This is a genomic window from Escherichia sp. E.sYA108, from assembly GCF_011754335.1.
Lineage (GTDB): Bacteria > Pseudomonadota > Gammaproteobacteria > Enterobacterales > Enterobacteriaceae > Escherichia > Escherichia coli.
Genome location: NZ_JAAQVZ010000001.1, coordinates 1,230,081 through 1,247,576, shown reverse-complemented (window position 1 = coordinate 1,247,576; position 17,496 = coordinate 1,230,081). Strand labels below are relative to the sequence as shown.

General features: G+C 51.8%; 15 protein-coding genes, 6 tRNA genes and 1 pseudogene. 9 read left to right on the top strand and 13 right to left on the bottom strand.

The genetic code is table 11. The annotated features are described in order from the left end of the window. Positions 1-49: 49 nt before the first annotated feature. The 9 genes and pseudogenes from proX (at position 50) to HBM92_RS05935 (ending at position 9,143) form a co-directional block, all read left to right on the top strand. Positions 50-1,042 (top strand): glycine betaine/L-proline ABC transporter substrate-binding protein ProX, encoded by a 993-nt coding sequence (gene proX, locus HBM92_RS05980; protein WP_001216531.1) that lies wholly within the window; start codon positions 50-52, stop codon positions 1,040-1,042. A gap of 191 nt (positions 1,043-1,233) precedes the next feature. Further along, positions 1,234-2,418, top strand: coding sequence for an MFS transporter (locus HBM92_RS05975; RefSeq protein WP_000165691.1), 1,185 nt, complete (start codon positions 1,234-1,236; stop codon positions 2,416-2,418). Positions 2,419-2,541: 123 nt separating this feature from the next. Next, on the top strand, positions 2,542-3,279 hold the full coding sequence (gene ygaZ / locus HBM92_RS05970; RefSeq protein ID WP_000445658.1) for an L-valine exporter subunit YgaZ: 738 nt from the start codon (positions 2,542-2,544) through the stop codon (positions 3,277-3,279). Next, positions 3,269-3,604, top strand: a complete 336-nt coding sequence (ygaH, locus tag HBM92_RS05965; protein WP_000119749.1) for an L-valine transporter subunit YgaH — start codon at positions 3,269-3,271, stop codon at positions 3,602-3,604. Before ygaZ ends, ygaH begins: the two co-directional genes overlap by 11 nt. Positions 3,605-3,694: 90 nt before the next feature. After that, positions 3,695-4,225, top strand: coding sequence for a multidrug efflux transporter EmrAB transcriptional repressor EmrR (gene emrR, locus HBM92_RS05955; RefSeq protein ID WP_000378442.1), 531 nt, complete (start codon positions 3,695-3,697; stop codon positions 4,223-4,225). 126 nt (positions 4,226-4,351) lie between these two features. Next, on the top strand, positions 4,352-5,524 hold the full coding sequence (gene emrA / locus HBM92_RS05950; protein WP_001295175.1) for a multidrug efflux MFS transporter periplasmic adaptor subunit EmrA: 1,173 nt from the start codon (positions 4,352-4,354) through the stop codon (positions 5,522-5,524). 16 nt (positions 5,525-5,540) lie between these two features. Continuing rightward, the gene (gene emrB / locus HBM92_RS05945; protein WP_001305258.1) at positions 5,541-7,079 is read left to right on the top strand and encodes a multidrug efflux MFS transporter permease subunit EmrB; all 1,539 of its coding nucleotides are present in this window, start codon (positions 5,541-5,543) and stop codon (positions 7,077-7,079) included. 257 nt (positions 7,080-7,336) lie between these two features. Further along, positions 7,337-8,034: pseudogene (locus HBM92_RS05940) on the top strand (RNA ligase family protein). Next, positions 8,031-9,143 carry an ATP-binding protein gene (locus tag HBM92_RS05935; RefSeq protein WP_000638135.1) on the top strand — a complete coding sequence of 371 codons (1,113 nt, stop codon included), beginning with the start codon at positions 8,031-8,033 and terminating at the stop codon, positions 9,141-9,143. Before HBM92_RS05940 ends, HBM92_RS05935 begins: the two are co-directional and overlap by 4 nt. 48 nt (positions 9,144-9,191) lie before the next feature. On the opposite strand, the gene luxS is transcribed toward HBM92_RS05935, so the two are convergent. From luxS to recX, 13 genes are all read right to left on the bottom strand, one after another. Next, positions 9,192-9,707: an S-ribosylhomocysteine lyase gene (luxS, locus tag HBM92_RS05930; protein ID WP_001130208.1), complete on the bottom strand. Its 516-nt coding sequence runs from the start codon at positions 9,705-9,707 to the stop codon at positions 9,192-9,194. A 149-nt stretch (positions 9,708-9,856) separates the two neighbouring features. Beyond that, the gene (gene gshA / locus HBM92_RS05925; protein WP_000611804.1) at positions 9,857-11,413 is read right to left on the bottom strand and encodes a glutamate--cysteine ligase; all 1,557 of its coding nucleotides are present in this window, start codon (positions 11,411-11,413) and stop codon (positions 9,857-9,859) included. A 72-nt stretch (positions 11,414-11,485) separates the two neighbouring features. After that, positions 11,486-11,914, bottom strand: a complete 429-nt coding sequence (locus tag HBM92_RS05920; protein WP_001287462.1) for a YqaA family protein — start codon at positions 11,912-11,914, stop codon at positions 11,486-11,488. Next, entirely contained in the window at positions 11,911-12,477 is a 567-nt protein-coding gene (gene yqaB / locus HBM92_RS05915) for a fructose-1-phosphate/6-phosphogluconate phosphatase (protein WP_000273309.1), read from the bottom strand. The genes HBM92_RS05920 and yqaB overlap by 4 nt, the downstream gene beginning before the upstream one ends. A gap of 280 nt (positions 12,478-12,757) precedes the next feature. Next, a tRNA-Arg gene (locus tag HBM92_RS05910) sits at positions 12,758-12,834 on the bottom strand. A gap of 62 nt (positions 12,835-12,896) precedes the next feature. After that, positions 12,897-12,973: transfer RNA gene (locus HBM92_RS05905), tRNA-Arg, on the bottom strand. 62 nt (positions 12,974-13,035) lie between these two features. Then, positions 13,036-13,112 (bottom strand) — tRNA-Arg (locus HBM92_RS05900). Positions 13,113-13,174: 62 nt separating this feature from the next. After that, a tRNA-Arg gene (locus HBM92_RS05895) sits at positions 13,175-13,251 on the bottom strand. 64 nt (positions 13,252-13,315) lie between these two features. Next, positions 13,316-13,392, bottom strand: a tRNA-Arg gene (locus HBM92_RS05890). A 3-nt stretch (positions 13,393-13,395) separates the two neighbouring features. After that, positions 13,396-13,488: transfer RNA gene (locus HBM92_RS05885), tRNA-Ser, on the bottom strand. Positions 13,489-13,803: 315 nt separating this feature from the next. Beyond that, complete coding sequence (gene csrA / locus HBM92_RS05880; RefSeq protein WP_000906486.1) at positions 13,804-13,989, bottom strand: carbon storage regulator CsrA; 186 nt, start codon at positions 13,987-13,989, stop codon at positions 13,804-13,806. 234 nt (positions 13,990-14,223) lie between these two features. Beyond that, positions 14,224-16,854 carry an alanine--tRNA ligase gene (gene alaS / locus HBM92_RS05875; protein ID WP_000047170.1) on the bottom strand — a complete coding sequence of 877 codons (2,631 nt, stop codon included), beginning with the start codon at positions 16,852-16,854 and terminating at the stop codon, positions 14,224-14,226. A 128-nt stretch (positions 16,855-16,982) separates the two neighbouring features. Continuing rightward, complete coding sequence (gene recX, locus HBM92_RS05870; RefSeq protein ID WP_000140506.1) at positions 16,983-17,483, bottom strand: recombination regulator RecX; 501 nt, start codon at positions 17,481-17,483, stop codon at positions 16,983-16,985. Between the last annotated feature and the right edge of the window lie 13 nt (positions 17,484-17,496).

The window sequence follows — 17,496 nt, the reverse complement described above, 5'->3', positions numbered from 1 at the left end:
CTTGCCCGGTGACGCCGGGCATATCACCCTGCCAAAAAAAGGAATAACAATGCGACATAGCGTACTTTTTGCGACAGCGTTTGCCACGCTTATCTCTACACAAACTTTTGCTGCCGACCTGCCGGGCAAAGGCATTACTGTTAATCCAGTTCAAAGCACCATCACCGAAGAAACCTTCCAGACACTGCTGGTCAGTCGTGCGCTGGAGAAATTAGGTTATACCGTCAATAAACCCAGCGAAGTGGATTACAACGTTGGCTACACCTCGCTTGCTTCCGGCGATGCAACCTTCACCGCAGTGAACTGGACGCCACTGCATGACAACATGTACGAAGCTGCCGGTGGCGATAAGAAATTTTATCGTGAAGGAGTATTTGTTAACGGCGCGGCACAGGGTTACCTGATCGATAAGAAAACCGCCGACCAGTATAAAATTACCAACATCGCGCAACTTAAAGATCCGAAGATCGCCAAACTGTTCGATACCAACGGCGACGGTAAAGCGGATTTAACCGGCTGTAACCCAGGCTGGGGCTGCGAAGGTGCGATCAACCACCAGCTTGCCGCGTATGGACTGACCAATACCGTGACGCATAATCAGGGGAACTACGCAGCGATGATGGCTGACACCATCAGTCGTTACAAAGAGGGTAAGCCGGTGTTTTACTACACCTGGACGCCGTACTGGGTGAGTAACGAACTGAAACCGGGGAAAGATGTGGTCTGGTTGCAGGTGCCGTTCTCCGCACTGCCGGGCGATAAAAATGCCGATACCAAACTGCCGAATGGCGCGAATTACGGCTTCCCGGTCAGTACCATGCATATCGTTGCCAACAAAGCCTGGGCCGAGAAAAACCCGGCAGCAGCGAAACTGTTTGCCATTATGCAGTTACCAGTGGCAGATATTAACGCCCAGAACGCCATTATGCATGACGGCAAAGCCTCAGAAGGCGATATTCAGGGCCACGTTGATGGTTGGATCAAAGCCCACCAGCAGCAGTTCGATGGCTGGGTGAATGAAGCGCTGGCAGCGCAGAAGTAATTTTTATTCGGGCGGATAAGGCGTTTTTGCCTCATCCGCCGCTCTGTACACAATGCCTGATGCGACGCTGGCGCGTCTTATCATACCTACAAACCACACCGCACATTTCAACAATCTATCTTTCATCCCATATTCATCAACATCCGCTATTATTGATTTCCAGCTTAATCATCACCTGATGAACAAAAATAATGACTAAACCTAATCATGAGCTTAGCCCGGCGCTGATCGTGCTGATGTCTATCGCCACCGGTCTGGCGGTAGCCAGTAACTATTACGCCCAGCCATTGCTCGACACCATCGCGCGTAACTTTTCCCTTTCCGCCAGTTCGGCAGGCTTTATTGTTACCGCCGCGCAGTTGGGCTATGCCGCAGGTCTGCTGTTTCTTGTTCCCCTCGGTGATATGTTTGAACGCCGCCGCCTGATTGTCTCGATGACCTTACTGGCAGCAGGCGGCATGTTAATCACTGCCAGCAGTCAGTCGCTGGCGATGATGATCCTCGGTACAGCATTAACCGGTTTATTTTCAGTCGTGGCACAAATTCTGGTTCCACTGGCAGCGACGCTGGCTTCACCGGACAAACGCGGCAAAGTGGTTGGCACCATTATGAGCGGTCTGCTATTGGGGATCTTACTCGCACGGACCGTTGCCGGATTGCTGGCGAATCTCGGCGGCTGGCGCACCGTCTTTTGGGTTGCTTCGATGTTAATGGCACTGATGGCGCTGGCATTATGGCGTGGTCTGCCACAAATGAAATCAGAAACCCACCTCAACTACCCACAGTTGTTGGGTTCCGTTTTCAGCATGTTTATCAGCAATAAGATCCTGCGCACCCGCGCGTTGCTGGGCTGCCTGACCTTTGCCAACTTCAGCATTCTCTGGACCTCAATGGCCTTTTTGCTTGCCGCTCCACCTTTTAACTACAGCGATGGTGTAATTGGTCTGTTTGGGCTTGCGGGAGCTGCCGGAGCGTTGGGCGCTCGTCCGGCGGGCGGTTTTGCCGATAAGGGCAAATCGCACCACACCACAACTTTCGGTCTGCTGCTGCTGTTACTTTCATGGCTGGCAATCTGGTTTGGTCACACTTCCGTACTGGCGCTGATTATCGGCATCCTGGTGCTGGACCTCACCGTGCAGGGCGTGCATATCACTAACCAGACGGTAATTTATCGAATACACCCTGATGCGCGTAATCGCCTGACCGCAGGTTACATGACCAGCTACTTTATTGGCGGTGCCGCCGGTTCGCTAATTTCAGCCTCAGCCTGGCAACATGGCAGTTGGGCTGGCGTGTGTCTGGCTGGCGCGACGATTGCCCTGGTTAACTTACTGGTCTGGTGGCGAGGTTTTCATCGTCAGGAAGCCGCAAATTAAGCAATCAGCAACCGTTTTCGTGGCTTTACACTTATAAGGGTGTTAAGAAGCCCATCAGTCTGATAAGGTTAAGATATTCATTCAGTCTATTTATAATATTAACAATCGTTAAGCGTACACTCTATGGAAAGCCCTACTCCACAGCCTGCTCCTGGTTCGGCGACCTTCATGGAAGGATGCAAAGACAGTTTACCGATTGTTATTAGTTATATTCCGGTGGCCTTTGCGTTCGGTCTGAATGCGACCCGTCTGGGATTCTCTCCTCTCGAAAGCGTTTTTTTCTCCTGCATCATTTATGCAGGCGCGAGCCAGTTCGTCATTACCGCGATGCTGGCAGCCGGGAGTAGTTTGTGGGTTGCTGCACTGACCGTCATGGCAATGGATGTTCGCCATGTTTTGTATGGCCCGTCACTGCGTAGCCGTATTATTCAGCGTCTGCAAAAATCGAAAACCGCCCTGTGGGCGTTTGGCCTGACGGATGAGGTTTTTGCCGCCGCAACCGCAAAACTGGTACGCAATAATCGCCGCTGGAGCGAAAACTGGATGATCGGCATTGCCTTCAGTTCATGGTCATCGTGGGTATTTGGTACGGTAATAGGGGCATTCTCCGGCAGCGGCTTGCTGCAAGGTTATCCCGCCGTTGAAGCAGCATTAGGTTTTATGCTTCCGGCACTCTTTATGAGTTTCCTGCTCGCCTCTTTCCAGCGCAAACAATCTCTTTGCGTTACCGCAGCGTTAGTTGGTGCCCTTGCAGGCGTAACGCTATTTTCTATTCCCGTCGCCATTCTGGCAGGCATTGTCTGTGGCTGCCTCACTGCGTTAATCCAGGCATTCTGGCAAGGAGCGCCCGATGAGCTATGAGGTTCTGCTGCTTGGGTTACTGGTTGGCGCGGCGAATTATTGCTTCCGCTATCTGCCGCTGCGCCTGCGTGTGGGTAATGCCCGCCCAACCAAACGTGGCGCGGTAGGTATTTTGCTCGACACCATTGGCATCGCCTCGATATGCGCTCTGCTGGTTGTCTCTACCGCACCAGAAGTGATGCACGATACACGCCGTTTCGTGCCCACACTGGTCGGCTTCGCGGTACTGGGTGCCAGTTTCTATAAAACACGCAGCATTATCATCCCAACACTGCTTAGTGCGCTGGCCTATGGGCTCGCCTGGAAAGTGATGGCGATTATATAACCCACAAGAATCATTTTTCTAAAACAATACATTTACTTTATTTGTCACTGTCGTTACTATATCGGCTGAAATTAATGAGGTCATACCCAAATGGATAGTTCGTTTACGCCCATTGAACAAATGCTAAAATTTCGCGCCAGCCGCCACGAAGATTTTCCTTATCAGGAGATCCTTCTGACCCGTCTTTGCATGCATATGCAAAGCAAGCTGCTGGAAAACCGCAATAAAATGCTGAAGGCTCAGGGGATTAACGAGACGTTGTTTATGGCGTTGATTACGCTGGAGTCTCAGGAAAACCACAGTATTCAGCCTTCTGAATTGAGTTGTGCTCTTGGATCATCCCGTACCAACGCGACGCGTATTGCCGATGAACTGGAAAAACGCGGTTGGATCGAACGTCGTGAAAGCGATAACGATCGCCGCTGCCTGCATCTGCAATTAACGGAAAAAGGTCACGAGTTTTTGCGCGAGGTTTTACCGCCGCAGCATAACTGCCTGCATCAACTCTGGTCCGCGCTCAGCACAACAGAAAAAGACCAGCTCGAGCAAATCACCCGCAAATTGCTCTCCCGTCTCGACCAGATGGAACAGGACGGTGTGGTTCTCGAAGCGATGAGCTAACGCGTCATCTCGCTCAAAAATCCAGATTTATAAAAGAAAAAATAACCGGCCAGCATCGCAACATGCTGGCCTTTTTGGCAAGCAGGTCGGCTCAGCCGATGAGTTAAGAAGATCGTGGAGAACAATATGAGCGCAAATGCGGAGACTCAAACCCCGCAGCAACCGGTAAAGAAGAGCGGCAAACGTAAGCGTCTGCTCCTCCTTCTCACCTTGCTCTTTATAATTATTGCCGTAGCGATAGGGATTTATTGGTTTTTGGTACTGCGTCATTTCGAAGAAACCGATGACGCATACGTGGCAGGGAATCAGATTCAAATTATGTCTCAGGTGTCTGGCAGCGTGACGAAAGTCTGGGCCGATAACACCGATTTTGTAAAAGAAGGCGACGTGCTGGTCACTCTCGACCCGACAGATGCTCGCCAGGCATTTGAAAAAGCCAAAACTGCACTGGCTTCCAGCGTTCGCCAAACCCACCAGCTGATGATTAACAGCAAACAGTTGCAGGCGAATATTGAGGTGCAAAAAATCGCCCTCGCGAAAGCACAAAGCGACTACAACCGCCGTGTGCCGCTGGGCAATGCCAACCTGATTGGTCGCGAAGAGCTGCAACACGCCCGCGACGCCGTCACCAGTGCCCAGGCGCAACTGGACGTCGCTATTCAACAATACAATGCCAATCAGGCGATGATTCTGGGGACGAAACTGGAAGATCAGCCTGCCGTGCAACAGGCTGCCACCGAAGTACGTAACGCCTGGCTGGCGCTGGAGCGTACCCGTATTGTCAGTCCGATGACCGGTTATGTCTCCCGCCGCGCGGTACAGCCTGGGGCGCAAATTAGCCCAACGACGCCGCTGATGGCGGTCGTTCCAGCCACCAATATGTGGGTGGATGCCAACTTTAAAGAGACGCAGATTGCCAATATGCGTATCGGTCAGCCGGTCACCATCACCACCGATATTTACGGCGATGATGTGAAATACACCGGTAAAGTGGTTGGTCTGGATATGGGCACAGGTAGCGCGTTCTCACTGCTTCCGGCGCAAAACGCCACCGGTAACTGGATCAAAGTCGTTCAGCGTCTGCCTGTGCGTATTGAACTGGACCAGAAACAGCTGGAGCAATACCCGCTGCGTATCGGTTTATCCACGCTGGTGAGTGTCAATACCACTAACCGTGACGGTCAGGTACTGGCAAATAAAGTACGTTCCACACCGGTCGCGGTAAGCACCGCGCGTGAAATCAGCCTGGCACCTGTCAATAAACTGATCGACGATATCGTAAAAGCTAACGCTGGCTAATCCAGAGGTGCGTGTGATGCAACAGCAAAAACCGCTGGAAGGCGCACAACTGGTCATTATGACGATTGCGCTGTCACTGGCGACATTCATGCAGGTGCTGGACTCCACCATTGCTAACGTGGCGATCCCCACTATCGCCGGGAATCTGGGCTCATCACTCAGTCAGGGAACGTGGGTGATCACTTCTTTCGGGGTGGCGAATGCCATCTCGATCCCGCTTACCGGCTGGCTGGCAAAGCGCGTCGGGGAAGTGAAATTGTTCCTCTGGTCAACCATCGCCTTTGCTATTGCGTCGTGGGCGTGTGGTGTCTCCAGCAGCCTGAATATGCTGATCTTCTTCCGCGTGATTCAGGGGATTGTCGCCGGGCCGCTGATCCCGCTTTCACAAAGTCTATTGCTGAATAACTACCCACCTGCCAAACGTTCTATCGCGCTGGCGTTGTGGTCGATGACGGTGATTGTTGCGCCAATTTGCGGCCCGATCCTCGGCGGTTATATCAGTGATAATTACCACTGGGGCTGGATATTCTTCATCAACGTGCCGATTGGCGTGGCGGTGGTGTTGATGACACTGCAAACTCTGCGCGGACGTGAAACCCGCACCGAACGGCGGCGGATTGATGCCGTGGGGCTGGCACTGCTGGTTATTGGTATCGGCAGCCTGCAGATTATGCTCGACCGCGGTAAAGAGCTGGACTGGTTCTCATCACAGGAAATTATCATCCTCACCGTGGTGGCGGTGGTGGCTATCTGCTTCCTGATTGTCTGGGAGCTGACCGACGATAACCCGATAGTCGATCTGTCGTTGTTTAAGTCGCGCAACTTCACCATCGGCTGCTTGTGTATCAGCCTCGCGTATATGCTCTACTTCGGCGCGATTGTTCTGCTGCCGCAGTTGTTGCAGGAGGTCTACGGTTACACGGCGACGTGGGCAGGGCTGGCCTCTGCGCCGGTAGGGATTATTCCGGTGATCCTGTCGCCGATTATCGGCCGCTTTGCGCATAAACTGGATATGCGCCGACTGGTAACCTTCAGCTTTATTATGTATGCCGTCTGCTTCTACTGGCGTGCCTATACCTTTGAACCGGGTATGGATTTTGGCGCGTCGGCCTGGCCACAGTTTATCCAGGGCTTCGCGGTGGCCTGCTTCTTTATGCCGCTGACCACCATTACGCTGTCTGGTCTGCCACCGGAACGATTGGCGGCGGCGTCGAGCCTCTCCAACTTTACGCGAACGCTGGCGGGGTCTATCGGTACGTCCATAACGACGACGATGTGGACTAACCGCGAGTCGATGCACCATGCTCAGTTGACCGAATCGGTGAACCCGTATAACCCGAACGCCCAGGCGATGTACAGTCAACTGGAAGGGCTTGGTATGACGCAACAGCAGGCATCAGGCTGGATTGCCCAGCAGATAACCAATCAGGGGCTGATTATTTCCGCCAATGAGATCTTCTGGATGTCAGCCGGGATATTCCTCGTCCTGCTGGGGCTGGTGTGGTTTGCTAAACCGCCATTTGGCGCAGGTGGCGGCGGAGGTGGTGCGCACTAAGGTTGCCAAAGGGAGCTGCGGCTCCCTTTTTATTTGCTCATTCTGCAAACGGTTGTTTTATACACTCATTCGGTGTATCTTTTCGCCGCCCCAAACTCTTCCATTCACCATTAACCGGTTCTGAGCATTCGCTCAGGTTGTTAATTCTCTTTTTCCTTCGCCCTTGCTTTCGCGGGTGATACTCACATTTTTATTTTAACCCCATAACTCGCACCCTCGCGGGCGTACATTTATTACACACAAAATAATGGATTATTATGAATACCCAACGAAAATACGGGAGAACCTGGCATTACCCCTTCTCTCCAGGCACCACCAGCGATGACCGCATTAACACCGATTACTGGCAGGATTTACAGGCCATCACGCAATTGGTGCACACAGAAAAACTCGATGGCGAAAATAACTGCCTTAACCGCTACGGCGTGTTTGCCCGCTCCCATGCCACGCCTACGCAGTCGGCATGGACCTATAAAATTCGCCAACGCTGGCAACTGCTGAAAAACGATCTCGGCGACCTGGAGTTGTTTGGTGAAAATCTCTACGCCGTTCATTCCATTGAATACCGCGCGCTGGAACAGGACTTTTACCTGTTTGCCGTTCGCTGTGGCTGAGCTGGGAAGAGGTGCAGTTTTACGCCGCTCTGTTTGATTTCCCCTGCGTTCCCGAAATCTCCGGCCCGCAGCCGGGGAATGATGAAAAAAGCTGGCAACGTGATTTTCTGGCGCTGACCAATGCGCGCGGCACATTCGATCCCTGGGATACGCAAACCTGTCAACCCTGTACGCTGGAAGGCATTGTCAGCCGAAATCATGATGCGTTTTCTGTCGCTGACTTTTCGCATAACGTCTTCAAGTATGTGCGCAAAAATCATGTCAAAACCACTGTGCACTGGAAACGCCACTGGCAACGGGCGCGGATGGCCCATGAGTTCGTTTATGGAGAACAGTCATGATTTGGCAACTTACCGACGATAAACGCTGGTCGGCGCTACGTCAGCGTTTTAGCTGGGTTGAGGAGATGCATCACACGCCACAAGACCCTGAGCATCATGGTGAAGGCGACGTCGGCGTACATACCGAAATGGTGCTTAACGCCCTCATTACTCTGCCAGAATTCCAGCAACTCCCCGCTCAACAGCAGGAAGTTTTATGGGCGGCAGCGTTATTGCATGATGTTGAAAAGCGCAGCACTACCGTGCAGGAAAACGGACGTATTCAGTCTCCTGGTCATGCTCGTCGGGGCGAACTGACGGCCCGACAAATTTTATGGCGCGATATCCCAACGCCGTTCGTGCTGCGCGAGCAAATTGTTGCACTGGTGCGTCTGCATGGGTTACCGCTATGGTTACTGGAGCGCCCGGAACCGGAGCGTTTGTTGCTCACGGCTGCAATGCGCATCGACACGCGTCTGCTCGCTTTGCTTGCTCGTGCCGATCTGCTTGGTCGCCAAAGCCCGGATCAGCAATCAATGCTGGAACGCATCGATCTGTTCGAGCTGTTTTGCCATGAGCAACAATGCTGGGGAAAAATGCGCCCGTTCGTTTCTGATTCCGCACGCTGGCATTACCTGACCCATGAGCAAAGTTCTCCTGATTTTGTTCCCTGGGAGGCTGAACCTTTTGAGGTCATTTTGCTGTGTGGCTTACCGGGTATGGGCAAAGATCGCTATATCAATGAACAGTGCCAGGGAATGGACGTTATCAGCCTTGATGATATGCGGCGGCGAATCAATGCCAGTCCGGACGACAAAACCGCCACCGGGCGTATTGTGCAACAGGCAAAAGAAGAGGCACGCGTTTTTTTACGCCAGAAAAAGCCGTTCATCTGGAATGCAACGAACATTACCCGCCAGCTGAGTAGCCAACTCATCAACCTGTTTACGGCTTACGGCGCACGAGTAAAAATCGTTTATCTTGAAGTGCCATGGGCGCAATGGAAGCAGCAAAATGCCAGACGCGAGTATGCAGTTCCTGAAGCGGTCGTGATGCGGATGGCCTCAAGGCTGGAAGTTCCTCAACCTGATGAAGCACATAGCGTGGAGTATCGGGTGATTGAAAGGTAAAAAAACCGGGCGGTGGTGTCACCTGCCCGGCTTCTTTTGTTCCACTGACTAGATGTGCAGTTCCTGCAACTTCTCTTTCGGCAGCGCCAGTTCTTCGTTGCTGTTGATGCGCACGTCACGTTCCAGAATGTTACGCGCAATATCCTGCGCTTCCTGCAACGAGTGCATCTGGTAAGTGCCACACTGGTAGACGTTCAGTTCCGGGATCTGATTCTGATCCTGCACTTTCAGCACGTCTTCCATTGCCGCTTTCCAGGCATCAGCGACACGCTGCTCATCTGGCGTACCAATCAGACTCATATAAAAACCGGTGCGGCAGCCCATTGGCGAGATATCGATAATCTCTACGCCATTACCGTTAAGATGGTTACGCATAAAACCAGCAAACAAGTGCTCCAGGGTATGGATCCCTCTTTCTGGCATCACTTCTTTGTTCGGCACGCAGAAGCGCAGATCGAACACGGTGATTGCGTCGCCATGCGGGGTGTTCATTGTTTTCGCCACCCGAACTGCAGGCGCTTCCATCCGGGTATGATCGACTGTGAAGCTATCTAACAACGGCATTTAGCCACCTCCGGTAATTTTTTTAAAAATTTTCTGAACTCTTTCTTCCCAGGCGAGTCTGAGTATATGAAAGACGCGCATTTGTTATCATCATCCCTGAATTCAGAGATGAAATTTTGGCCACTCACGAGTGGCCTTTTTCTTTTCTGTCAGGCGTGTTTTTCCAGCCACACTGCAAACGGTTCGGTATCAGCGGCTTCCATTTCCTGCTGACGGCGTTCAGACGCCTCGCGCTCGGCTACAAAATCCTCTTCGCGCAGAATTTCCAGCGGCTCTTCACGCAGCAGATTACGGTACGCTTCAGCAAACGCTTTGCCTGTTCCGCCAATACCAGTATCAATCATAGACCTTAAGATACGGGCAGAGAAAGTCAGATCGGGATTATCGAAGCAGGCGACCAGTTCATCACACACTTTCTGATACGCTTCGCCGCCGTTAATGCTATCCAGCGTTTGCGCGACGCGTTTCAGATCGCGGAACAGATCTTTACCCACCTGCGGTAACGGGAACTGCGCAGTTTCGCAGCCGATACCCAGCGTCAGGCCCGGTTTGCGACCTTCGAGGATCACCCGGTTCCAGTTAACGCGTGTACAGGCAAGTTCGCTACTGCTCATTTCCGGTGCATCAGCCAGCGCACACCAGACCATAAACAGGTCGAGGAATCGCACCTGTTGTTCATCTACACCAATCGGCGAGAACGGGTTGATGTCCAGCGAGCGGACTTCAATATATTCAATGCCGCCACGTAACAGCGCATCAGAAGGCGACTCGCCGCTGCGGGTAACGCGTTTTGGACGAATCGGCGCGTACAGTTCGTTTTCAATCTGCAGCACGTTGCTGTTGATTTGCAGCCGCTTACCGTCTTTCTCAATACCAATCTTCGCGTACTCTTCCGATGGCGTTTTGATTGCCTGTTTAAGGCCCGCCACGTACTCGTAGAGATCATTGAAGGTGATACCAAGATTGCTTTGCGATTTATTGGTATAGCCGAGATCGCTCAAACGAAGAGAGGTCGCATACGGCAGGTAATACATACCGCACTCGGTTTTCTCAAACGGCAGCGACGTTGGTTTTCCTTGCAAGAAAGAAGAACAAATCGCTGGAGACGCACCAAACAGATAAGGAATGACCCAACCGAAACGATAGTAATTGCGGATAACGCGGAAATAGCCCGCAGAAATTTTCTCTTTGGCATCAGCGCCCGAGATATCACCGCACTTCGCTTGCCAGAATGCCATTGGCAAAGAGAAATTATAGTGCACGCCGGAAATGGTTTGCATCAGCGCGCCGTAGCGATTTTTCAGCCCTTCACGGTACAGCGTTTTAAAGCGACCGGTGTTAGAAGTGCCGTACTGTGCCAGTTCGATGTCCTGACCTTCTGCGATGTAGCATGGCATACTTAACGGCCACATCCGCTCATCGCCCATATTGCGCGCCGTATAGCGATGCAGATCGCGCATAAAGGTCAGCATATGTTCAATATCACCATCCACTGGTGTAATAAATTCCAGCAATGCTTCCGCAAAATCGGTAGTAATCCATTTATGGGTCAGTGCAGAACCTAATGCTTCAGGATGACCTGTTGTTGCCAGTGTGCCATCAGCATTAACACGCAAAGTTTCGCGCTCCAGCCCACGCTGTATCCCCTTTAACGCCTGAGGATGTTTTTCCAGCCAGGCCAGCGCCTGTGATACGTCCGGGATCAAATTGACCTCCCGCCTGTCAAAATCGTTTTAATTAGCATAACTGTAATGGTGACCATATGTGCAGGCCTACAATTAGTGCCACCACATCATGCCCTGAACGGTAGCTGCTGCAACTGCAACATAGCGTAACGCTTTACCAAGGCACAAAAAAAAGATTACCGGTCCCCACGAGATGCGCATCCATCCCGCTAACAGACACAGTAAATCGCCAACCACGGGCATCCAGCTTAATAATAGCGTGACTGCACCATAGCGTTTCAGCCAGCCGGTAGCTTTCTCTTGCCAGCGCGATGTTTTACGCAATGGAAAGAAACGCCCAAGGATAACGTTAGTTAACCCTCCAAGGCTATTACCCATTGTTGCTGTTAAAACTAAAACCCAGGGATGACTCACTCCGGAAAGCAACATTGCCACCAGCACGACTTCGGAGTTGCCGGGTAATAGTGTAGCGCTGAGAAAACTACTGGCAAACAACGAGAAAAGCGATAACGCTTCACTCACAGCAAGCGAACATCCACGGCGTCCATGCCTGCTGCACGGGCCGCCTGAATACCGAAATCGGCATCTTCAAAGACCACACACTGCGTCGGTTGCACGCCCATACGCTGCGCGCACAACAAAAATGTGTCTGGCGCGGGTTTATGGTGTTTGACGTGATCGGCAGCGACGACGGCGTCAAAATAACGGCGTAATCCCAGGTGTGCCAGCAATGCCTCAGCGATGGCGCTTTCACTCCCCGTTCCTACAGCCATTGGGCGACGACCATGCCAGCTTTTCACCACTTCAACAAGAGGAAGCGGCTCGACACTATCCAGCAGCATACTTCTTACTGCTTCTGTTTTTTCACGCGCTAACGCATGCGGGTCGAGATCGGCCTGATTCAGCTCAATAATCGCCTGAGCAATACGCCAGGTGGGCGAGCCATTAAGCGCAATCATCGCCTGAACATCGTACTGAAGACCGTAGTGCCCTAATACTTCGCGCCACGCTTTACGGTGCGTAGGCTCGGTATCCAGGATGGTGCCATCCATATCAAAAATTAAACCTGCATAACGCTCGTACATGGTCTTCTCGCAAGTAGAAAAATATGACGCTACTTTAGCGTAATTGCTTGATTTTGTCGCTGATGGCGAAGGAGAAGAAAATTCAGGAAATGGATAAAGTAGTTATTTAGAAATGAGATATTTTTGAAGGAAATTTTTTGGAGAATATGGTGCATCCGGGAGGATGACTCACTGGCGCTCGCCCTTCGGGCCGCTGCTGGCGCAACGTTATCCTCCCTGGTGCCTGCGGTTAATACCGCTACCTCTTCGATACCTTCATTGCTGAAGGTTACGGAGAATATGGTGCATCCGGGAGGATTCGAACCTCCGACCGCTCGGTTCGTAGCCGAGTACTCTATCCAGCTGAGCTACGGATGCATCGGGAAATTTATTTTACTGCTGATATTGATATCGCTACTAAAGCCATATCAAGTAAGAGATGGTGCATCCGGGAGGATTCGAACCTCCGACCGCTCGGTTCGTAGCCGAGTACTCTATCCAGCTGAGCTACGGATGCATCGGGAAATTTATTTTACTGCTGATATTGATATCGCTACTAAAGCCATATCAAGTAAGAGATGGTGCATCCGGGAGGATTCGAACCTCCGACCGCTCGGTTCGTAGCCGAGTACTCTATCCAGCTGAGCTACGGATGCATCGGGAAATTTATTTTACTGCTGATATTGATATCGCTACTAAAGCCATATCAAGTAAGAGATGGTGCATCCGGGAGGATTCGAACCTCCGACCGCTCGGTTCGTAGCCGAGTACTCTATCCAGCTGAGCTACGGATGCATCGGGAAACTTACTTTACTGCAGATTTTTTGATACCGCCACTAAAGTCGTATCAAGTAAGAGATGGTGCATCCGGGAGGATTCGAACCTCCGACCGCTCGGTTCGTAGCCGAGTACTCTATCCAGCTGAGCTACGGATGCAAATGGCGGTGAGGCGGGGATTCGAACCCCGGATGCAGCTTTTGACCGCATACTCCCTTAGCAGGGGAGCGCCTTCAGCCTCTCGGCCACCTCACCACACGCCTCTTACGAGTGCTTCGAAGAACTTGTTTATCGCTCATCGTCGCTGCGTGGCGCACATATTACTTTCTGAGACTTATAAGTCAAACAATTTTTCCCACACTTTTATCGTTTGCACACTTCACGCTCAATTAGTCTGTAAAAACGTCAAAAAGAGTGTTTTATCAACAGAAAAACGGAGGTCTGACAGATAGCAGTAATGCAAAAAAATGGAGACTTAAGTTGAATGAACGGGAGTAAAGCGAAAAGACAATGGAGTGAAAGAGAAATTTTGAGGGTGCGTCTCACCGATAAAGATGAGACGCGGAAAGATTAGTAACTGGACTGCTGGGATTTTTCAGCCTGGATACGCTGGTAGATCTCTTCACGGTGAACAGAAACTTCCTTCGGGGCATTTACGCCAATACGTACCTGGTTGCCCTTTACCCCTAAAACTGTCACGGTGACCTCATCCCCAATCATGAGGGTCTCACCAACTCGACGAGTCAGAATCAGCATTCTTTGCTCCTTGAAAGATTAAAAGAGTCGGGTCTCTCTGTATCCCGGCATTATCCATCATATAACGCCAAAAAGTAAGCAATGACAAACACATTACATCTAAGCAGTCATGGCATTACATTCTGTTAAACCTAAGTTTAGCCGATATACACAACTTCAACCTGACTTTATCGTTGTCGATAGCGTTAATGCGAATGCCGTGAAGCGAGTCCACGGCATTGCCTGACGCTTATATTATTGCAATTTCGCGCTGACCCAGCCTTTCACACTGGCTAACGCTGCAGGTAAGGCCGCAGCATCCGTACCACCGGCTTGCGCCATGTCAGGACGTCCACCACCCTTGCCGCCCACCTGCTGAGCGACCATACCAATCAGTTCCCCTGCTTTCACACGATCTGTGACGTCCTTAGATACGCCTGCAATCAGAGAAACCTTACCTTCGGCTACCGTTGCCAGCACGATAATTGTCGACCCCAGCTGATTTTTTAAATCGTCAACCATGGTACGCAACATTTTCGGCTCAACACCGCTAAGCTCGCTAACCAACAGCTTAACACCATTAACATCAATTGCCTTACTGGAAAGATTTGCGCTCTCCTGTGCGGCAGCTTGTTCTTTAAGCTGTTGTAACTCTTTTTCCAGCTGACGCGTACGTTCCAGTACTGAACGCACTTTATCAGCCAGATTATTGCTATCGCCTTTCAGCAGATGCGCGACTTCGCTTAAGCGATCGCTGTCTGCATGAACGGTGGCGATAGCGCCTTCTCCGGTTACCGCTTCGATACGACGAACGCCTGCAGCAGTACCCGATTCAGAGATGATGCGGAACAGACCAATATCACCAGTGCGGCTGGCGTGAGTACCGCCACACAGCTCGGTGGAGAAATCGCCCATGCTCAGCACGCGTACGCGCTCATCATACTTCTCGCCAAACAGCGCCATCGCACCTTTCGCTTTCGCCGCTTCGAGATCCATGATGTTGGTTTCGATCGGCAAGTTACGGCGAATCTGTGCGTTCACCAGGTCTTCGACCGCACGAATCTCTTCTGGTTTCATCGCTTCGTTGTGTGAGAAGTCGAAGCGCAGCACTTTGTCGTTAACCAGTGAACCTTTCTGCGATACATGAGTACCCAGAACCTGGCGCAGCGCAGCGTGCATCAGGTGCGTTGCGGAGTGATTCAGACGAATACGGGCGCGACGAGCCTCATCAACATCAGCCTGCACAGCGTCGCCCACTTTCAGAGAACCCGCAGCAAGTTTACCGATGTGACCAATCGCCTGGCCGTATTTCTGCGTATCTTCCACCGCGAAGGAGAAGTTAGCGCCTTTCAGTTCGCCTTTATCACCAACCTGACCGCCGGATTCCGCATAGAATGGCGTTTGATCCAGCACGACCACAGCTTCCTGGCCTGCATTGATGGCATCAACCGCTTTACCATCAACAAACAGCGCGGTCACTTTGCCGTTCAGTTCCAGATGGTCATAGCCTTTAAATTCAGATGCACTGTCAACACGGATCATTGCGTTGTAATCGGCACCAAAGCCGCTGGCTTCGCGCGCACGACGACGCTGCTCTTCCATTGCTGCTTCAAAACCAGCTTCGTCAACTTTGATGTTGCGCTCACGACAAACATCAGCCGTCAGGTCAACCGGGAAGCCGTAGGTGTCGTACAGGCGGAAAGCAGTTTCACCATCCAGCGTATCACCAGAAAGTTTTGCCAGCTCTTCATCCAGCAGCGCCAGACCGCGCTCCAGAGTACGGGCAAACTGCTCTTCTTCAGTCTTCAGCACCTGCTCAACCTGCGCCTGCTGGCGTTTCAGGTCTTCACCCGCAGAGCCCATAACGTCGATCAGCGGACCAACCAGTTTGTAGAAGAAGGTTTCTTTCGCGCCGAGCATATTGCCGTGACGCACTGCGCGACGAATGATACGACGCAGTACATAACCACGGTTTTCGTTGGACGGCATTACGCCATCCGCGATCAGGAACGCACAAGAACGAATGTGGTCAGCGATTACGCGCAGCGATTTATTGCTCAGATCGGTTGCGCCAGTGACTTTCGCTACCGCCTGGATCAACGTGCGGAACAGGTCGATGTCATAGTTAGAGTTAACGTGTTGCAGCACCGCAGCAATACGCTCCAGACCCATACCGGTATCTACAGACGGTTTCGGCAGCGGTTCCATCGTGCCATCGGCCTGGCGGTTGAACTGCATGAAGACGATGTTCCAGATCTCAATGTAGCGGTCGCCGTCTTCTTCCGGACTTCCCGGAGGGCCGCCCCAAATGTGGTCGCCGTGATCGTAGAAGATTTCGGTGCACGGGCCGCACGGACCAGTGTCACCCATCTGCCAGAAGTTGTCAGATGCGTATGGCGCACCTTTGTTATCGCCGATGCGAATAATACGTTCGCGCGGGATCCCTACTTCTTTTTCCCAGATTTCGTAGGCTTCGTCGTCGCTTTCATAGACGGTAACCCACAGACGCTCTTTCGGCAGGGCAAACCATTTTTCGCTGGTCAGCAGTTCCCATGCAAACTGAATGGCATCGTGTTTGAAATAGTCGCCGAAGCTGAAGTTGCCCAGCATTTCGAAGAAGGTATGATGACGCGCGGTGTAACCGACGTTTTCCAGGTCGTTGTGTTTACCACCCGCACGCACGCAGCGTTGGGAAGTGGTAGCGCGGGAATAATTACGCTTGTCGAGCCCAAGGAACACATCCTTGAACTGGTTCATCCCGGCGTTGGTAAACAACAAAGTTGGGTCGTTATGGGGTACCAGGGAGCTGCTGGCAACTACCTGATGTCCCTTACTATGGAAAAAGTCGAGAAACGCCTGACGGATCTCAGCGGTGCTCTTGCTCATAATTATCCTGAAATCAAGCTAACGAAATATCGCTACCAGCCGTTGCGTGTCGTTAACCGCCCGGCTGGTAACTGAAAAGTGGGAATAAGATAAGTTTTCTTGACTGGGAAGTAAAATCCCGTATGCGTTCAGTCGGCAAAATTTCGCCAAATATCCTGGATATCTTCCATCAGATAGCCACGATAGAGCAGAAAACGCTGGATCTTAACTTTTTCTGAAAAGACAGTTGGCAAAGGTTCGCCATATTTTCGCGTCGCCTGATCGCGCGCCAGTGCGCACCAGTCGATGTCACATTCACGCATCGCTTTTTCTGTCGCTTCGCGGGAAATACCTTTCTGATTCAGTTCCTGACGAATACGCGCAGGTCCATAACCTTTGCGGCTACGGCTGGCGATAAAGCGCGCAACAAATCGGCTGTCATCAAGATAGCCATGTTCATGGCACCAGGCAATAACGCGCTCGTAATCTTCTGCCGTGGCATCAATCTCTTCCGGGCCATTTTTGCCCATAATCGGTGCCGCGAGTTTACGTCGCAGTTCTTGCTCACTGTGATCGCGCACCGCCAGAATGCGTACCGCACGATCCAACAGGCGAGCATATGCCGGGCGACGGGATGTTGATTCTGTCATGGCATATCCTTAC

Coding starts and splice junctions, on each gene's coding strand:
- emrA (WP_001295175.1), top strand. CDS start 4,352: ATGAGCGCAAATGCGGAGACTCAAACCCCGCAGCAACCGGTAAAGAAG.
- ygaZ (WP_000445658.1), top strand. CDS start 2,542: ATGGAAAGCCCTACTCCACAGCCTGCTCCTGGTTCGGCGACCTTCATG.
- luxS (WP_001130208.1), bottom strand. CDS start 9,707: ATGCCGTTGTTAGATAGCTTCACAGTCGATCATACCCGGATGGAAGCG.
- csrA (WP_000906486.1), bottom strand. CDS start 13,989: ATGCTGATTCTGACTCGTCGAGTTGGTGAGACCCTCATGATTGGGGAT.
- ygaH (WP_000119749.1), top strand. CDS start 3,269: ATGAGCTATGAGGTTCTGCTGCTTGGGTTACTGGTTGGCGCGGCGAAT.
- emrB (WP_001305258.1), top strand. CDS start 5,541: ATGCAACAGCAAAAACCGCTGGAAGGCGCACAACTGGTCATTATGACG.
- recX (WP_000140506.1), bottom strand. CDS start 17,483: ATGACAGAATCAACATCCCGTCGCCCGGCATATGCTCGCCTGTTGGAT.
- proX (WP_001216531.1), top strand. CDS start 50: ATGCGACATAGCGTACTTTTTGCGACAGCGTTTGCCACGCTTATCTCT.
- alaS (WP_000047170.1), bottom strand. CDS start 16,854: ATGAGCAAGAGCACCGCTGAGATCCGTCAGGCGTTTCTCGACTTTTTC.
- emrR (WP_000378442.1), top strand. CDS start 3,695: ATGGATAGTTCGTTTACGCCCATTGAACAAATGCTAAAATTTCGCGCC.
- HBM92_RS05935 (WP_000638135.1), top strand. CDS start 8,031: ATGATTTGGCAACTTACCGACGATAAACGCTGGTCGGCGCTACGTCAG.
- yqaB (WP_000273309.1), bottom strand. CDS start 12,477: ATGTACGAGCGTTATGCAGGTTTAATTTTTGATATGGATGGCACCATC.
- HBM92_RS05975 (WP_000165691.1), top strand. CDS start 1,234: ATGACTAAACCTAATCATGAGCTTAGCCCGGCGCTGATCGTGCTGATG.